This window comes from Enterobacter sp. ENT03, from assembly GCF_019218745.1.
Classification (GTDB): domain Bacteria; phylum Pseudomonadota; class Gammaproteobacteria; order Enterobacterales; family Enterobacteriaceae; genus Enterobacter_D.
In genome coordinates this window covers 481,434-498,751 of sequence record NZ_JAHUXA010000001.1, presented here as the reverse complement: position 1 = coordinate 498,751, position 17,318 = coordinate 481,434, and the positions used below count along the sequence as shown (strand labels likewise).

Below are 17,318 nucleotides of genomic sequence, written 5' to 3'. Positions count from 1 at the left end.
GCTTATTTTTTGTACACAGGTGTTTCAGCGATACAGGAAGTGACATTGCTTCAGGAAGGCGGGGTTGAAGGCTGAGAATACTCACACATTGTTAACATAAGTTGACAATGGCAGGTAAAAAAAGAGCCAGTAAAAACTGGCTCTGAGACGGGGTAACTGACAATCAGAAACTGGCGTTACGCGGTGTACGCGGGAACGGGATCACATCACGCACGTTTTGCACGCCCGTCACGTAGGCGATCAGGCGTTCAAAACCAAGGCCGAAACCGGCATGGGGCACGGTGCCGTAGCGACGCAGATCGCGATACCAGCCGTAGTCTTCTTTATTAAGACCCATCTCCGCCATACGCGCATCCAGTACGTCCAGACGCTCCTCACGCTGCGAACCCCCGATGATCTCACCGATACCCGGCGCCAGTACGTCCATCGCGGCAACGGTTTTACCGTCGTCGTTAAGGCGCATATAAAACGCTTTGATGTCTTTAGGGTAGTTCTTCACCACCACCGGTGCTTTAAAGTGTTTCTCGGCCAGGTAGCGCTCATGTTCGGAGGAGAGATCCACGCCCCAGTACACCGGGTTCTCGAATTTCTCACCGCAGGTTTCCAGAATGCGCACCGCGTCGGTGTAATCCACCTGGGCGAAGTCCGCCGAAATGAAACGCTCCAGACGTTCAATAGCATCTTTATCTACACGTTCGGCGAAGAATTTCAGATCGTCCATACGCTCGTCCAGCACGGCTTTAAAGACGTATTTCAGCATCGCTTCTGCCAGCGCGGCGTTATCTTCCAGATCGTTAAAGGCGACTTCCGGCTCCAGCATCCAGAACTCGGCCAGATGGCGCGTGGTGTTGGAGTTTTCAGCGCGGAAGGTCGGGCCGAAGGTATAGACCTTCGACAGGGCGCAGGCATAGGTTTCAGCATTGAGCTGACCGGAAACCGTCAGGAAGGCTTCTTTACCAAAGAAGTCTTTATCGAAGTCGATTTTGCCCTGGTCGTTGCGCGGCAGGTTTTCCAGATCCAGCGTGGAGACGCGGAACATTTCACCGGCACCTTCGGTATCGGATGCGGTGATCAGCGGTGTAGAAACCCAGAAGAAACCCTGCTCATGGAAGAAGCGATGTAGCGCCTGCGCCAGCGTATGACGCACACGGGCAACCGCGCCAATCAGGTTGGTACGCGGACGCATATGCGCGACTTCACGCAGATACTCGATGCTGTGGCGCTTCGCCGCCATCGGATAGGTTTCCGGATCTTCAACCCAGCCGGTCACTTCCACGCTGGTGGCCTGGATTTCAAAGCTTTGGCCCTGGCCAGGCGATGCGACAACTGTGCCGGTCACGATCACGGAACAGCCGGTGGTTAAATGCAGCACTTCGTCATTGTAATTGGGCAGAGAATTATTAATAACGGCCTGTACAGGATCAAAGCAGGAACCGTCATAGACGGCCAGGAAGGAGATGCCAGCTTTTGAATCTCGGCGGGTACGTACCCATCCGCGCACGGTGACCTGATGGTCAACGGCTACACGGCCCTGGAGTACGTCGGCTACAGGCGCAACGCTCATAATATTCTCTCTGTTAATTGTCTGGAAAAAATAGTCATTTATCCACCCAAAGGGGGGATACCTATGTTACCTGGCATGCGCCATCAGACAAGCAGAATTCGCAGCAACCGGCGAAGAATTAATAAATAAATAAGAAGAAGGGAGCCATTAAGGCTCCCTTTTGCGATTAACTGGCTTTTTTTACCAGCGGTAAATCGAAGGCTTCACGTAAAGCGCGGACAAAGGCTTTATCGTGACAGATAGTTTTTCCCGGACTGTCCGAGAGTTTAGCAACCGGCTTGCCGTTACATTCCACCAGTTTGATCACGATATTCAGCGGCTTCACTTGCGGAATATTGCAGGTCAGGCGCGTACCGATGCCGAAGCCCAAATTCACCCGTGAAGAGAAGTGGCGATAGAGATCGACCGCTTTCTTTAAATCGAGATTATCGGAGAACACCAGCACTTTGCTGTGCGGATCGATACCGAGCTTCTGATAATGCGCAATGGCTTTTTCACCCCATTCCACCGGGTCGCCGGAGTCGTGGCGCAAGCCCTGATAGCGGGTGGCGAATTCCGGACCGAAGTCGCGTAAAAACGCATCCATGGTGATGCAGTCAGTCAGCGCAATGCCCAGTTGATTCGGATATTCCGCAAGCCAGGCGGCGAGGGCTGCGCGCTGGCTGGTGGCGAGATCCGGGCTGATCTGCTGATGTGCCTGGAACCATTCGTGCGCCTGGGTGCCCATCGGCGTCAGCGACAGACGGCGCGCCAGATCGTAATTGCTGGTGCCGGTAAACCACGGCTCCTGCGTCAGCCGCTCAACAATAGCCTGCTGCACCTCGCGGGAAAAGCGACGGCGAGTGCCGAAATCCATCAGCCGGAAACGCGACAGATCCAGATCGGCGGTCAGATCGGCGAACTCCGCCAGCTTCTCTTCGAGCATCGCCAGCGCCTGCGGGACGCCCGCTTCAGGAGAGCGATAGCTGTGCACCAGCTCGCTGATAACCGCCAGCAGCGGCACTTCCCACATGATCACTTCCCGCCACGGGCCGCTCAGACGAATATTGAGCTTGCCGTTGTCGCTGGTGATCTCCACCTGCTGCGGGTCGTAACGGAAATCGCGCAACCAGTTGAGGTAGTCCGCTTTAAAGAAAGGCAGGCCGGAGAGCCACTGGAATTCATCATCCTGCAGGCGTAAATGTTGCATCGCGTTGACCTGCTCGCGAATACGATCGGCGTAGATACCCAGCAGATCGTCGCCACGGCAGCGGAATTCGGCCACCACCTGCACATCGGCATAACGGTGGTAAACAGCCTGTTGCATGTGCAGCTTGTACGCATCGGTATCAAGCAGCGTATGCAGGATCGGGGAAGCATATAGTGTCATGGCGTGCCGTAGCATCCTCTCACAGGAGCGTTTAGTACATTAAACAACAGGGGAGAATCGCTGGAGTATACCCTGTTTATCAATTTATTGAACCCCGATCACAACATATGCCGCTTTTTGAGGCGAGGGCATTTCGTGCCACTGTTATAAAAATGTAGCAAACAGGGCGTTTCTGCCTGAAAAGATGAAGATTCTGCGTGGCGCGTTCTGAACAACAGGAATAGACTGGAGTCGATACCATACTAAAAGATGCTAAAGGTTTTTTATGACACAACAGCCACAAGCCAAATACCGCCACGATTACCGTGCGCCGGACTACCTGATTAGCGATATTGACTTGACCTTTGACCTGGACGCCGCCAAAACCGTGGTCACCGCCGTTAGCCGCGTGTCACGACAGGGCGCGTCTGATGCACCTTTGCGTCTTAATGGTGAAGATTTAACCCTGGTCTCGTTACACATCAATGATGCCCCCTGGACTGACTACCAGATCGAAGACAATTATCTGGTGATTTCGGCGCTGCCGGACCACTTTACTCTGCGCATCGTCAACGAGATCAGCCCGGCGACCAATACGGCGCTGGAAGGACTTTACCAGTCAGGCGAAGCGCTCTGTACCCAGTGTGAAGCAGAAGGTTTCCGCCATATCACCTGGTATCTGGATCGCCCGGACGTGCTGGCGCGTTTTACCACCAAAATCATTGCCGATAAAACCACCTATCCGTACCTGCTCTCCAACGGTAACCGTGTGGGCGAGGGCGATCTGGACAATGGTCGTCACTGGGTGCAGTGGCAGGATCCGTTCCCGAAACCCTGCTACCTGTTTGCGCTGGTGGCGGGCGATTTCGACGTGCTGCGCGATACCTTTACCACGCGTTCTGGCCGCGAAGTCGCGCTGGAGCTGTTCGTCGATCGCGGCAACCTTGACCGCGCTCCCTGGGCGATGACTTCGCTGCAAAACTCCATGAAGTGGGATGAAACGCGCTTCGGTCTGGAATACGACCTCGACATCTATATGATCGTCGCCGTGGACTTCTTCAATATGGGCGCGATGGAGAACAAAGGCCTTAACGTCTTTAACTCTAAATACGTGCTGGCGCGAACTGATACCGCCACCGACAAAGATTATCTCGATATTGAGCGCGTCATCGGCCACGAATATTTCCATAACTGGACCGGTAACCGCGTGACCTGCCGCGACTGGTTCCAGCTCAGCCTGAAAGAGGGGCTGACGGTATTCCGCGATCAGGAGTTCAGTTCTGATCTAGGCTCCCGCGCCGTTAACCGCATCAGCAACGTGCGCACCATGCGCGGCATGCAGTTCGCGGAAGACGCCAGCCCGATGGCGCACCCGATCCGCCCGGACAAAGTCATTGAGATGAACAACTTCTACACCCTGACGGTGTATGAAAAAGGGGCGGAAGTGATCCGTATGCTGCACACGCTGCTGGGAGAAGAGAACTTCCAGAAAGGGATGCAGCTTTACTTTGAACGCCACGACGGCAGCGCCGCCACCTGTGATGATTTTGTGCAGGCGATGGAAGATGCATCCAATGTCGATTTGTCGCATTTCCGCCGCTGGTATAGCCAGTCCGGTACGCCGATTGTCACCGTGCGCGACGACTACAACCCGGAAACCGAACAGTACACCCTGACCATCAGCCAGCGCACGCCGCCGACCGCGGAGCAGGAAGAAAAGCTGCCGCTGCACATTCCGTTTGATATTGAACTCTATGACAACGACGGCCACGTCATCCCGCTGCAAAAAGATGGTCATGCCGTGCATCATGTGCTCAACGTCACTCAGGCCGAGCAGACGTTTGTCTTTGATAATGTCTACTTCCAGCCAGTGCCATCGCTACTGCGGGAATTCTCCGCACCGGTCAAACTGGAATATAAGTGGAGCGACCAGCAACTGACGTTCCTGATGCGTCATGCCCGCAATGATTTCTCCCGCTGGGATGCCGCGCAAAGCCTGCTGGCAACGTACATCCGCCTGAACGTCGCGCGTCAGCAGCAGGGGCAGCCGCTCTCCTTGCCGCTGCATGTCGCAGATGCCTTCCGGGCGATCCTGCTCGATGAGCAGATCGATCCGGCGCTGGCGGCAGAGATCCTGACGCTGCCTTCTGCCAGTGAAGTGGCTGAACTGTTCGATATTATCGATCCGGTGGCGATCGCTGCGGTACGCGAAGCGCTGACCCGCACGCTGGCGACAGAACTGGCAGACGAGTGCCTGGCCGTTTATAACGCCAATAAACTCGACGCTTACCGCGTGGAACATGCCGACATCGGCAAGCGCTCCCTGCGTAACACCTGCCTGCGCTATCTGGCGTTTGGCGATGCGCAACTGGGCGACCGTCTGGTGAGCGAGCAGTATCACCACGCCGATAATATGACTGACGTGCTGGCCGCGCTCTCTGCCGCTGTCGCGGCGCAGCTGCCATGCCGCGATGCGCTGATGCAGGATTATGACGACAAATGGCACCAGGATGGGCTGGTGATGGACAAGTGGTTTATTTTGCAGGCCACCAGTCCCGCCGCCAACGTGCTGGACACCGTGCGCAGCCTGCTGAATCACCGCTCGTTTACCCTTTCTAACCCGAACCGTGTACGTTCGCTGATTGGTGCCTTCGCCAGCAGCAACCCGGCGGCATTCCATGCGGAAGACGGCAGCGGCTATCAGTTTATGGTGGAGATGCTCACCGAGCTGAACCGCCGTAACCCGCAGGTGGCGTCCCGTCTGATTGAGCCGCTGATCCGCCTGAAACGCTATGACGAAAGCCGTCAGGCTTTAATGCGTATCGCGCTGGAAAAACTGAAAGGGCTGGATAATCTGTCGGGCGATCTGTTCGAGAAGATTGACAAAGCGCTGGCGTAATCTGCTGTTGTCACCCTCTCCGCGAGGAGAGGGCAAGGGTGAGGGATCATCCCTCACCCTGTTTTTACTGCTCTTACCGGCGCATCGCCGCGTTTCATCACCCGATCCAGCACATCCGCTTCCAGCTCTGCCAGCCGCACCGAACCAGGCCTGCGTGGACGCGCAATATCAACCGTCAAATCCAGCCCGATTTTGCCGTCTTCAATCAGCAAAACACGATCGGCCATCGCCACTGCTTCGCTGACATCATGGGTCACCAGCAATACCGTAAAGCCCTGGGATTGCCACAGCGATTCGATCAGCGCCTGCATCTCCAGCCGGGTCAGCGCATCCAGTGCACCCAGCGGTTCATCCAGCAGCAGCAAACCCGGTTTGTGAATTAACGCCCGCGCCAGCGCCACACGCTGTTTTTGCCCGCCAGAGAGCGCCGCCGGCCACTCGGCCGCACGATCTTCAAGACCCACCGCCGCCAGCGATTGCCGGGCCGCATCGTGCCAGTCGCCTTTCAGACCAAGGCCGACGTTATCGATCACCGATTTCCACGGCAGCAGGCGCGCATCCTGGAACATCATTCGCGTGTCGTCCTGGATCTGTGCCAGCGGCGTGGAGCCAGCGAGGATCTCCCCGCTTTGCGGTTTTTCCAGCCCGGCCAGCAGACGTAAGAGGGTACTTTTGCCGCCGCCGCTGCGGCCGACGACCGCAACAAACTGCCCGGCCGGAATGTGTAGATCCAGGCCATTAAGAATGGTGTTCTGACCGTAGCGCTTGGTGACGCCGTTAATTACCAGCGGCGTACCGCGATTCAGACGCGCAGTATTCATCGATCACTCCTTCACAGAATAGGCCGGGTTCCAGCGTAACCAGACGCGTTCAAGCAGTTGCGCGCTCAGATCCGCCAGTTTTCCCAGCACGGCATAAAGAATGATGGCGACCACCACCACATCGGTCTGCAAAAACTCGCGGGCATTCATCGCCAGATAACCGATACCGGCGTTGGCCGAAATGGTTTCCGCCACAATCAGCGTCAGCCACATCAGGCCCAGCGCGAAGCGCACGCCAACCAGAATGGAGGGCAGGGCGCCGGGCAGGATCACATGGACAAAGAGCGCGAAACCGGAAAGGCCGTAACTGCGCGCCATCTCCACCAGACCGCGGTCAATATTGCGGATGCCGTGCCAGGTATTGATGTAAATCGGGAACAGCGTCCCGAGCGCGACGAGGAAAATTTTCGCGCTCTCGTCGATGCCAAACCACAGGATCACCAGCGGGATCAGCGCCAGATGCGGCACGTTGCGCAGCATCTGCACCGAGGTATCCAGCAGCCGTTCACCCCAGCGCGACAGGCCGCTGATTAACCCCAGCGTCAGGCCAATCGACCCGCCAATGGAGAAACCAATCAGCGCCCGCCACGAGCTGATGGCCAAATGCTGCCACAGCTCACCGCTGGCAGAGAGCGACCAGAACGCCTCCACCACGCCCTCCGGCGAGGGCAGAATGCGCGTCGAAAGCCAGCCGGTTGACGAAGCAATCTGCCAGATCACCACCACGCCCACCGGTAAAAACCAGGGGGCGGCGCGCAACAGCCATTGACGGGATGAGTCGGACATAGCGGCTCCTTAACTCTGGGACGCGTTGCGTGGAATGTAATCGTTCGCCACCGCTTCACCCTGTGCCTGTAACTGGCGCGGCTGCGGTACAGCAGGAATAGCGACATCCAGATGTGGGAACAGCAGCTCGCCCACTTTGTACGCTTCCTCAAGGTGCGGATAGCCGGAGAGGATAAAGCTGTCGATGCCCAGCGCCGCGTATTCGTTGATACGCGCCGCCACCGTCGGACCATCGCCCACCAGCGCAGTACCCGCGCCGCCGCGCACCAGGCCGACGCCCGCCCACAGGTTCGGACTGATCTCCAGATTTTCACGGCGGCCATTATGCAGCGCCGCCATGCGCTGTTGCCCTACCGAATCCTGACGGGCAAATGCCGCCTGCGCGATGGCGATGGTGTCATCATCGAGATGGGAAATCAGCCGATCGGCGGCCTGCCACGCCTCTTCCGTGGTTTCCCGCACAATCACATGCAGACGGATCCCGAAACGGACGCTGCGTCCGTGCGCCGCCGCTTTGGCGCGCACCTGCTCGATTTTCTCTTTCACCTGCTCCGGCGGTTCGCCCCAGGTGAGATAGAGATCCACCTGCTCGGCGGCCAGATCCTGCGCGACATCCGAGGAGCCACCGAAATAGAGCGGCGGACGCGGCTGCTGCACCGGCGGGAAGAACAGTTTTGCGCCACGCACATGGATGTGTTTGCCGTGGTAATCCACGGTGTCACCCTCCAGCAGACGTCGCCAGACGTGAGTGAATTCCGCCGAGGCTTCATAACGCTCGGTATGATCGAGGAACACGCCGTCAGCGGCCAGCTCCTGCGGATCGCTGCCGGTCACCAGATTAAACAGCGCACGGCCATTAGACAGACGATCCAGCGTTGCCGCCTGACGTGCCGCCACGGTCGGGGAGGTCACGCTCGGACGCAGGGCGACCAGAAACTTCAGCCGTTGCGTCACCGGGATCAGCGAGGCCGCCACCAGCCACGCATCTTCGCAGGAGCGCCCCGTCGGGATCAGTACGCCGCTAAAACCGATGCGGTCAGCGGCCTGGGCAATCTGTTGTAAATAACCATGATCGACCGGGCGGGCCGCGTGTTCAGTGCCAAGATAGTGACCATCACCGTGGGTCGGTAAAAACCAGAACAGATTCAGGCTCATGATTTAGCTCCTTGAGTCGTGGCCGGGTGCCAGATGCGGGTACGAATATCCACCTGTTTCGGGACGAGGCGGTTTTGATAAAACAGATCGGCGGTCTGCTGTTGCAGCGCGGCCGTGGCGTCGTTAACCGGCGAAATGCGCGTCGGCGGACGGTGATCAAAATAGGTGGCGATCACCGGCTCAGGCAGCCCCATGGTTTTCGCCAGTAAACTAATGCTGGCCTCGCGTTGGCTGAGGGTTAACGCATCTGCTTCGCTGAAGGTATCGAGCACGCCCTGAATAAACGCGCCATTCTTTTCAGCATAAGGACGGGCCGCCAGATAAAACGAACCGGTCTGTTTGAGATCGGTGCCATCTTTCAACACCCGCACGCCGCCCTGCAACAAGGCCGCTGAATAGTAGGGATCCCAGATCGCCCAGGCATCGACATTGCCCTGCGAGAACGCGGCACGTGCATCCGCAGGCGTCAGATAAGTCGGCTGTATATCGGTGAATTTCAGCCCAGCCTGTTGCAGTGCGCGCAGCAGCAGGTTGTGGGAACTGGAACCTTTCTGGAACGCGACCTTATGGCCTTTCAGATCGGCGACGGTTTTGATCGGGCTGTTTTCCGGCACGAGGATCACTTCGGCTTTTGGCTTCGGCGGTTCGACGCCGACATACAGCAGATCCGCCCCGGCAGCCTGAGCAAAAATAGGCGGAATATCACCGGTGCTGCCTAAATCAATACTGCCGATATTCAGCGCTTCCAGCATCTGCGGGCCGGCAGGGAACTCCACCCAGGAAATTTTGGTGTCCGGGTAACGTTTTTCCAGCAACTGATGATTTTTCGCCAGTACCATGCTGACGCTGCCTTTCTGATAGCCGATACGCAGCGCGTCTGGAGCGGTTTGGGCTGCCTGTGACCAGGCGGAGAGCGTTAACATGCCGCCGAGGGCCAGCCACTGGGCGCGGGATTTGAAAAGGTTAAACATGGACGACTCCTTGCGTGTCACTGATCAACGGGGCTTTACGGTCAAGACGGTGCAGCGCCTGGGTGAACGTTTCCAGCGCGCTATCGAGGCGGGCTTGCAGATGGGGACTGAAGGTCGCTTTATGCTGGTAATCGGCAATCTGGCTGTCATCAGCGAACACGCCCTGTAAAATTTCCTGGGCGCGCAGCGCGCTCAGCACCGGCTTCAGGGCATAATCCACCGCCAGCATATGGGCGACGCTGCCGCCGGTCGCCAGCGGCAACACCACTTTCCCCGCCAGCGCGCGCTCGGGTAGCAGATCCAGCAGCGTTTTTAACGCACCGGAAAACGAGGCTTTATAGATCGGCGTGGCGACAATCAGCCCGTCGGCATCGTTGAGCTGTTCGTTTAACGCCAGCAGCGCCGGACTGTCAAAACGCGCATAGAGCAAATCTTCTGGCGCAAAGTTTTGCAGGTGCCAGTGGCAGACGTCGATCCCCTGCTCGCTTAACCGTTCGCGGGTATATTCCAGTAGGGCGCTGGAGCGCGAAGGGAAACGTGGGCTTCCCGCTAATGTCACTACACGCATACTGACTCCTTATAACCAAATGTTTGCTTTTATCTAACATTGATAACAATTTGCCAGAGGGTTTTTATTCCACTAAATGATTTATCTGCGCAAGAATTGCCAAAAATCGGCATAAGAAGAGGGCGGAAGGTAAACGTTTGCTTTTTTTGCGGGCTTTTTTGCCTCAGGTCAATTCCCTTTCCGGGCGCTATCAAACATAATACGGCCCCGGTTTGCACACCGGGAATCCAGGAGAGTTCATGTACTACCCCTTCGTTCGTAAAGCCCTTTTTCAGCTCGATCCTGAGCGCGCACATGAAGTGACCTTTCAGCAATTACGCCGGGTATCCGGTACGCCATTTGAAGCACTGGTGCGCCAGAATGTGCCGGTAAAACCCGTCACCTGCATGGGGCTGACCTTCAAGAATCCGCTTGGCCTGGCGGCGGGTCTTGACAAGAATGGCGAATGTATCGATGCCTTTGGCGCAATGGGATTTGGCGCGATTGAAATTGGCACCGTGACACCGCGTCCACAGCCGGGTAACGATAAACCGCGTATTTTCCGCCTCGTCGAAGCCGAGGGGTTAATCAACCGCATGGGCTTTAATAACCTCGGCGTTGATAACCTGGTCGAGAACGTAAAAAAAGCGCATTTTGATGGCGTGCTGGGCATTAATATTGGCAAAAATAAAGACACGTCGGTTGAGCAGGGTAAAGATGACTATCTGATTTGCATGGAAAAAATCTATGCCTATGCCGGTTATATCGCCATCAATATCTCCTCACCGAACACCCCTGGCCTGCGTTCATTGCAATATGGCGAGGCGTTAGACGATCTCTTGCTGGCTATCAAAAATAAGCAGAGTGAATTGCAGAATATCCACCATAAATATGTTCCAGTGGCGGTAAAGATCGCGCCGGATCTTAGCGAAGAAGAATTGATCCAGGTAGCCGACAGTTTAATTCGCCATAATATTGATGGTGTTATTGCCACCAATACTACGCTGGAACGATCGCTGGTGCAGGGTATGAAACATTGCGACGAAATGGGTGGATTAAGCGGTCGCCCGCTGCAATTAAAAAGCACAGAAATTATTCGGCGTTTGGCCCTTGAGCTGAATGGGCGTTTGCCGATTATCGGCGTGGGCGGGATTGATTCCGTCATCGCCGCGCGGGAAAAAATCGCGGCCGGTGCCACGCTGGTACAAATTTATTCGGGCTTTATTTTTAAAGGGCCGCCGCTGATTAAAGAAATCGTTACCCATATTTGACGTTTCTCCCGCTAAATCACAACCAGGGCTTTATTTCCGGCCCTGGTTGTTTTATATTCCGTCGTTGTTGCTTATTTAAACATTGTGGTCTTTTATTATTTACACAATAAGCGAAGCGGCAAACTGGGATAAAAAAGCAACAGGACGCTTGCGAACGGGAGAGGAATATGCGAATTAAACCTGACGATAACTGGCGCTGGTATTTTGATGAAGAGCACGATCGTATGATGCTCGATCTGGCCAATGGCATGTTATTTCGTTCCCGCTTTCCCCGTCGCATGTTAACCCCGGATGCTTTTGCGCCGACCGGTTTTTGCGTGGAAGATGCTGCGCTTTATTTCTCCTTCGAAGAAAAATGCCGTTACCTGGATCTGAACCGTGAACAGCAGGCGGAACTGGTGCTGAACGCGCTGGTGGCGATCCGTTTTCTGAAACCACAGATGCCGAAAAGCTGGCACTTCCTGGCGCATAACGACCGCTGGGCGCCGCTGCCCGGTGAAGCCGCCAGCGTCTGGCTGAGCGACACCGCGGAGCAGGTTAATCTGCTGGTGGTTGAACCGGGTGATAATGCCGCGCTCTGCTTGCTGGCGCAGCCGGGCGTAATGATTGCCGGCCGCACTATGCAGCTTGGCGATGCGATCAAAGTGATGAATGACAGGCTGAAACCGCAGCCGATGACCGCCAGTTTCAGCCTCGAACAGGCCGTTTAACCTTCCAGTTTCAGCGCCGTTTTGGGAATGCAGCTGCAACTCAGAATGGTGCCATCGTCACCAATTGCCGATTGTTTCAGCGCACTGACTTCCCCCTCGACTAAACGGATCCGGCAACAGCCGCAGATCCCCGCCCGACAGGAATAGGGTACGCGGATCCCCTGACTTTCTAGTTGCTCAAGTAACACCTGCTGATTGTTGCCGGTAAACACCTGCCCCTGAAAATCGATGCTCACGCCCGACGGATCAACTTTATCTACCTTCAGCGTCGCGGCCACGTTGCCTGCGCCATAGACTTTGCCCGGCGCGCTGGCCAGCACGGTCAGTTCATCACCGACGCGGATCACGCCGCTGTTGCGGGCGATCAGGTTCTGGCCGAAATCCACATCGCCGTTATCCTGCGCGGTACGGAAGCCCTGTAACGTGGTGAGCGGTTCACCGGAGGGATGCTTTTGTCCGCGCTCCGGGCTAACGGTGGTGAATATGCAGCGGCTGCACGGTTTCACCACGTCAAAAATCACCTCCCCGATGCGCACCACTTTCCAGCGGTCTTCTTCCCAGGCTGCGGCACCGCTGATCACCAGATTGGGTCGGAACTGCTCCATTTGTACGCTCGCCGGGCAACGCTGCTGAAGATCCCGAAGCGAGGCTTCGTTGACCAGCAGATAAGGAAAACCGTCGGCGAAAGAGAGCGGCACGCTTTCAAAGCGTTTTACCCGGCGCGTCGGTTGCGGTCCAACCCAGCGTAGTTGTACGTCGCGGGCGAAAAAACCACTCAGCCACTGGTTTATCGCCGCAGGCGCAATAAAGGCCGTAAAATGGTTGCCCCAGACTTCTGTGGGGTGAGGCTGTGCATCGAAATCCGCAAAGCGCACCAGCGCACTGCTGCCGTCGGGGGCGGTCAGGTGCAGGCCATCGGGTAACAGGGCGGGCGTGAAGCGCACCATCGCGGGAAATTGACGGGCGGTAATGAAGGTGCCGTCGGGTTCAGTGACCATAAAAATGCGGTCGAATGCCAGTCCGCTGATGTCCGCCAGGGCATGCGTGAGGCCAGTGCCGCGCATTGATTTAACCGGGTGAATGAAAAGCCGCGATAAGGTTGCCACGCCATCCTCTTCAGAATATGGAAATAAGCGCTCAACTTTATGACATAGCGTTGAGATTAGCTATAATGCGCAACAATTTTCTAAGTGAATAAGTGACGATATGATTTCTCTGTTTGCCAGTACGGCCCGCGGGCTGGAAGAGCTGTTAAAAACTGAACTGGAAAGCCTGGGCGGGCAGAATGCTCAGGTGGTTCAGGGTGGTGTCCATTTTGAGGGGGATACCCGGCTCGTCTACCAGAGCCTGATGTGGAGTCGTCTGGCTTCGCGCATCATGATGCCGATGAGCGAGTGCAAGGTTTACAGCGACCTTGACCTCTATCTCGGGGTGCAGGCGATCGACTGGACGGAGATTTTCAGCCCTGGCGCCACCTTTGCCGTGCACTTCAGCGGGCTGAACGAGACCATTCGTAACAGCCAGTACGGTGCGCTGAAGGTCAAAGACGCCATCGTCGATAGCTTCACGCGTAAAAATATGGAACGTCCGAACGTCGATCGCGAAAAACCGGACCTGCGTATTAACGTCTGGCTGAACAAAGACACCGCGCATATTGCGCTGGATCTGAGCGGTGAAGGCCTGCACCAGCGTGGCTACCGTGACGGCACCGGCCTTGCGCCGATCAAAGAAAGCCTCGCCGCCGCTATTGTTATGCGCTCTGGCTGGCAGCCGGGCACACCGCTGCTCGATCCGATGTGCGGTTCCGGTACGCTGCTGATTGAAGCGGCAATGTACGCCACCGATCGCGCGCCGGGCCTGCATCGCGGGCACTGGGGATTCAACGGCTGGGCGCAGCATGACGAGGCCATCTGGAAAGAAGTAAAAGCCGAAGCTCAGGTGCGCGCCCGTAAAGGTCTCGCGGATTATGGCTCGCGTTTTTACGGCTCCGATAACGACAGCCGCGTGATTGAACGCGCCCGCAGCAACGCCCGTCGTGCTGGCGTGGGCGAGCTGATCGCTTTTGACGTGAAAGACGTCGCTAAACTGACAAACCCGCTGCCGGAAGGCCCGACCGGGACCATCCTCAGCAACCCGCCGTACGGCGAACGTCTGGACAGCGAACCGGCGCTGATTGCGCTGCACAGCACGCTGGGACGTATCATCAAAAGTCAGTTCGGCGGCTGGAACTTATCGCTGTTCAGCGCTTCGCCGGATCTGCTTAACTGCCTGCAACTGCGCGCCGATCGCCAGTTCAAGGCCAAAAACGGCCCGCTGGACTGCGTACAGAAAAACTACGCAATTGCCGTGACCAGCGCTGATGCGCAGGGCAGCGCATCGATGGCGGAAGATTACGCCAACCGCCTGCGTAAAAACGTCAAAAAACTGGAAAAATGGGCCCGTCAGGAAGGGATCGAATGCTATCGCCTGTATGACGCCGATTTACCGGAGTACAACGTGGCGGTCGATCGCTACGCTGATTCTGTGGTGGTGCAGGAGTACGCGCCGCCGAAAACCGTGGATCCGCAGAAAGCCCGTCAGCGCCTGTTCGATATTATTTCGGCCACCATCGCCGTGCTGGGCATCGCCCCGAACAAGCTGGTGCTGAAAACCCGTGAACGACAGAAGGGCAAAAGCCAGTATCAGAAGATGAACGAGAAGGGCGATTTCATGCAGGTGAGCGAATACAACGCGCGCCTGTGGGTTAACCTGACCGATTATCTGGATACCGGCCTGTTCCTCGATCACCGTATCGCCCGCCGTATGCTCGGCCAGATGAGCAAAGGTAAAGACTTCCTTAACCTCTTTGCCTATACCGGCAGCGCCAGCGTCCACGCAGGTCTTGGCGGCGCGAAATCTACCACTACTGTGGACATGTCCCGCACCTATCTGGAGTGGGCCGAGCGCAACCTGCGTCTGAACAATTTAAGCGGTCGCGCGCACCGCCTGATCCAGGCCGATTGCCTGGCCTGGCTGCGCGATACCGACGAACAGTTTGATCTGATCTTCATCGATCCACCGACATTCTCTAACTCAAAAAGAATGGAAGATGCGTTCGATGTACAGCGCGATCACCTGCGCCTGATGAAAGATCTGAAACGTCTGCTGCGTCAAGGCGGCACCATTATGTTCTCGAACAACAAACGCGGTTTCCGTATGGATCACGACGGTCTGGCTGAGCTCGGACTGAAAGCACAAGAAATCACGCAAAAAACACAGTCGCAGGATTTCGCCCGCAACCGTCAGATCCACAATTGCTGGCTGATCACCTCAGCCTGAAAGGAAGAATAAATGTCATTAATTAGTATGCACGGTGCCTGGCTGTCGTTCAGCGATGCGCCGCTTCTGGATAACACCGAACTGCACATCGAAGATAACGAGCGCGTGTGTCTGGTAGGTCGTAACGGCGCCGGTAAATCGACGCTGATGAAAATTCTCAACCGCGAACTGAGTCTGGACGACGGGCGTATTGTCTACGAACAGGATCTGGTCGTGGCGCGTCTGCAACAGGACCCGCCCCGCGATGTGGCGGGCAGCGTGTACGATTTCGTAGCGGAAGGCATCTCTGAGCAGGCGGAATATCTCAAGGCCTACCATGAGGTTTCTCATCTGGTGATGACCGATCCCAGCGAGAAAAACCTTAACGAGATGGCGCGTCTGCAGGATCTGCTCGATCACCACGGCCTGTGGCAGCTTGAAAACCGTATCAACGAAGTGCTGGAGCAGATCGGCCTGGAAGCGGATATGGCGCTGGCGTCGCTGTCCGGCGGCTGGCTGCGTAAAGCCGCGCTGGGCCGTGCGCTGGTGAGTAACCCGCGCGTGCTGCTGCTGGACGAACCGACCAACCACCTCGACATTGAAACCATCGACTGGCTGGAAGGTTTCCTGAAAACCTTCAACGGTACCATTATCTTTATTTCTCACGACCGTTCATTTATTCGCAATATGGCGACGCGCATTGTCGATCTGGATCGCGGCAAGCTGGTGACTTATCCGGGCAGCTACGATCAGTATCTGCTGGAGAAAGAAGAAGCGCTGCGCGTGGAAGAGTTACAGAACGCCGAATTTGACCGCAAACTGGCGCAGGAAGAAGTGTGGATCCGCCAGGGCATCAAAGCACGTCGTACACGTAATGAAGGCCGTGTACGCGCCCTGAAAGCGATGCGTCGCGAGCGTGGCGAACGCCGTGAAGTGATGGGCAGCGCGAAAATGCAGGTCGAAGAGGCCTCCCGCTCCGGCAAAATTGTCTTCGAAATGGAAAACGTCAACTACAGCGTTGACGGCAAAGTGTTGGTGAAGGATTTTTCCGCACAGGTACAGCGTGGCGACAAGATCGCGCTTATCGGGCCGAACGGCTGCGGTAAAACCACGCTGCTGAAGCTGATGCTCGCGCAATTGCAGGCCGACAGTGGCCGCGTCCACTGTGGCACCAAACTGGAAGTGGCCTATTTTGATCAGCATCGTGCGGAACTCGATCCCGACAGAACCGTGATGGATAACCTTTCCGAAGGTAAACAGGAAGTGATGGTGAACGGTAAACCGCGCCATGTTCTTGGTTATCTGCAGGACTTCCTGTTCCATCCGAAACGCGCCATGACGCCTGTGCGCGCGCTGTCCGGCGGTGAGCGTAACCGCCTGCTGCTGGCGCGTCTGTTCCTCAAGCCCAGCAACTTGCTGATCCTCGATGAACCGACCAACGACCTGGATGTGGAAACCCTCGAACTGCTGGAAGAGCTTATCGACGGCTACCAGGGCACCGTTATGCTGGTCAGCCACGATCGTCAGTTTGTGGATAACACCGTGACCGAATGCTGGATCTTCGAAGGCGAAGGGCGTATTGGTCGTTATGTCGGCGGTTATCAGGACGCGCGTGGTCAACAGGCGGCGTCACTGGCGCATAAACAGGCAATTACGAAAAAAAATGCGGACGTGGCTGCCCCGAAAGCAGAAACTGTCAAACGCACCGCTAACAAACTAAGCTATAACCTGCAGCGCGAACTTGAGCAGCTTCCTCAGCGCCTTGAAACGCTGGAAGCAGAACTGAGCGCGCTTCAGGCTCAGGTGGCTGACGGGGCATTCTTCAGTCAACCTCATGACCATACGCAAAAAGTGCTGGCCGATATGGCGCAGGCTGAACAGGCGCTGGAAGAAGCTTTTGAGCGTTGGGAATACCTTGAGGCCCTTAAAAACGGCGCATAATTCAGGAT

The 17,318-nt window shown here is 56.4% G+C and carries 13 protein-coding genes; 5 read left to right on the top strand and 8 right to left on the bottom strand.

Annotated features, from left to right (window positions below):
• Window positions 1-163: 163 nt before the first annotated feature.
• Window positions 164-1,564 carry an asparagine--tRNA ligase gene (gene asnS / locus KW828_RS02445; protein WP_218334834.1) on the bottom strand — a complete coding sequence of 467 codons (1,401 nt, stop codon included), beginning with the start codon at window positions 1,562-1,564 and terminating at the stop codon, window positions 164-166.
• Between the two features lie 166 nt (window positions 1,565-1,730).
• Window positions 1,731-2,933 carry a nicotinate phosphoribosyltransferase gene (pncB, locus tag KW828_RS02440; RefSeq protein WP_218334833.1) on the bottom strand — a complete coding sequence of 401 codons (1,203 nt, stop codon included), beginning with the start codon at window positions 2,931-2,933 and terminating at the stop codon, window positions 1,731-1,733.
• Window positions 2,934-3,198: 265 nt separating this feature from the next.
• On the opposite strand from pncB, the gene pepN reads away from it, so the two are divergent.
• Complete coding sequence (gene pepN, locus KW828_RS02435; protein WP_218334832.1) at window positions 3,199-5,811, top strand: aminopeptidase N; 2,613 nt, start codon at window positions 3,199-3,201, stop codon at window positions 5,809-5,811.
• A 53-nt stretch (window positions 5,812-5,864) separates the two neighbouring features.
• On the opposite strand, the gene ssuB is transcribed toward pepN, so the two are convergent.
• The 5 genes from ssuB to ssuE are packed head-to-tail and all read right to left on the bottom strand — an operon-like array spanning window position 5,865 to window position 10,112.
• Window positions 5,865-6,632: an aliphatic sulfonates ABC transporter ATP-binding protein gene (ssuB, locus tag KW828_RS02430; protein ID WP_218334831.1), complete on the bottom strand. Its 768-nt coding sequence runs from the start codon at window positions 6,630-6,632 to the stop codon at window positions 5,865-5,867.
• A gap of 3 nt (window positions 6,633-6,635) precedes the next feature.
• The gene (gene ssuC / locus KW828_RS02425; RefSeq protein ID WP_218334830.1) at window positions 6,636-7,418 is read right to left on the bottom strand and encodes an aliphatic sulfonate ABC transporter permease SsuC; all 783 of its coding nucleotides are present in this window, start codon (window positions 7,416-7,418) and stop codon (window positions 6,636-6,638) included.
• Window positions 7,419-7,427: 9 nt separating this feature from the next.
• Window positions 7,428-8,573, bottom strand: a complete 1,146-nt coding sequence (gene ssuD / locus KW828_RS02420) for an FMNH2-dependent alkanesulfonate monooxygenase (protein ID WP_218334829.1) — start codon at window positions 8,571-8,573, stop codon at window positions 7,428-7,430.
• Entirely contained in the window at window positions 8,570-9,544 is a 975-nt protein-coding gene (locus KW828_RS02415; RefSeq protein WP_218334828.1) for a sulfonate ABC transporter substrate-binding protein, read from the bottom strand. Before KW828_RS02415 ends, ssuD begins: the two co-directional genes overlap by 4 nt.
• Window positions 9,537-10,112, bottom strand: a complete 576-nt coding sequence (gene ssuE / locus KW828_RS02410) for an NADPH-dependent FMN reductase (RefSeq protein ID WP_218334827.1) — start codon at window positions 10,110-10,112, stop codon at window positions 9,537-9,539. The genes KW828_RS02415 and ssuE overlap by 8 nt, the downstream gene beginning before the upstream one ends.
• A 239-nt stretch (window positions 10,113-10,351) precedes the next feature.
• Here ssuE and pyrD point away from each other — a divergent pair, with 239 nt between their 5' ends.
• Both pyrD and zapC read left to right on the top strand, forming a co-directional pair.
• Window positions 10,352-11,362: a quinone-dependent dihydroorotate dehydrogenase gene (gene pyrD, locus KW828_RS02405; RefSeq protein ID WP_218334826.1), complete on the top strand. Its 1,011-nt coding sequence runs from the start codon at window positions 10,352-10,354 to the stop codon at window positions 11,360-11,362.
• A gap of 167 nt (window positions 11,363-11,529) precedes the next feature.
• Window positions 11,530-12,072, top strand: a complete 543-nt coding sequence (gene zapC, locus KW828_RS02400) for a cell division protein ZapC (RefSeq protein ID WP_129362097.1) — start codon at window positions 11,530-11,532, stop codon at window positions 12,070-12,072.
• On the opposite strand, the gene KW828_RS02395 is transcribed toward zapC, so the two are convergent.
• A complete protein-coding gene (locus KW828_RS02395) occupies window positions 12,069-13,178 on the bottom strand; it encodes a YcbX family protein (protein WP_218334825.1) in 1,110 nt (369 codons plus the stop codon). The two genes, zapC and KW828_RS02395, sit on opposite strands and share 4 nt — an antisense overlap.
• A 100-nt stretch (window positions 13,179-13,278) precedes the next feature.
• On the opposite strand from KW828_RS02395, the gene rlmKL reads away from it, so the two are divergent.
• Complete coding sequence (rlmKL, locus tag KW828_RS02390) at window positions 13,279-15,390, top strand: bifunctional 23S rRNA (guanine(2069)-N(7))-methyltransferase RlmK/23S rRNA (guanine(2445)-N(2))-methyltransferase RlmL (protein ID WP_218334824.1); 2,112 nt, start codon at window positions 13,279-13,281, stop codon at window positions 15,388-15,390.
• Window positions 15,391-15,402: 12 nt separating this feature from the next.
• Window positions 15,403-17,310: an ABC transporter ATP-binding protein gene (locus KW828_RS02385; RefSeq protein WP_218334823.1), complete on the top strand. Its 1,908-nt coding sequence runs from the start codon at window positions 15,403-15,405 to the stop codon at window positions 17,308-17,310.
• Window positions 17,311-17,318: the final 8 nt, after the last annotated feature.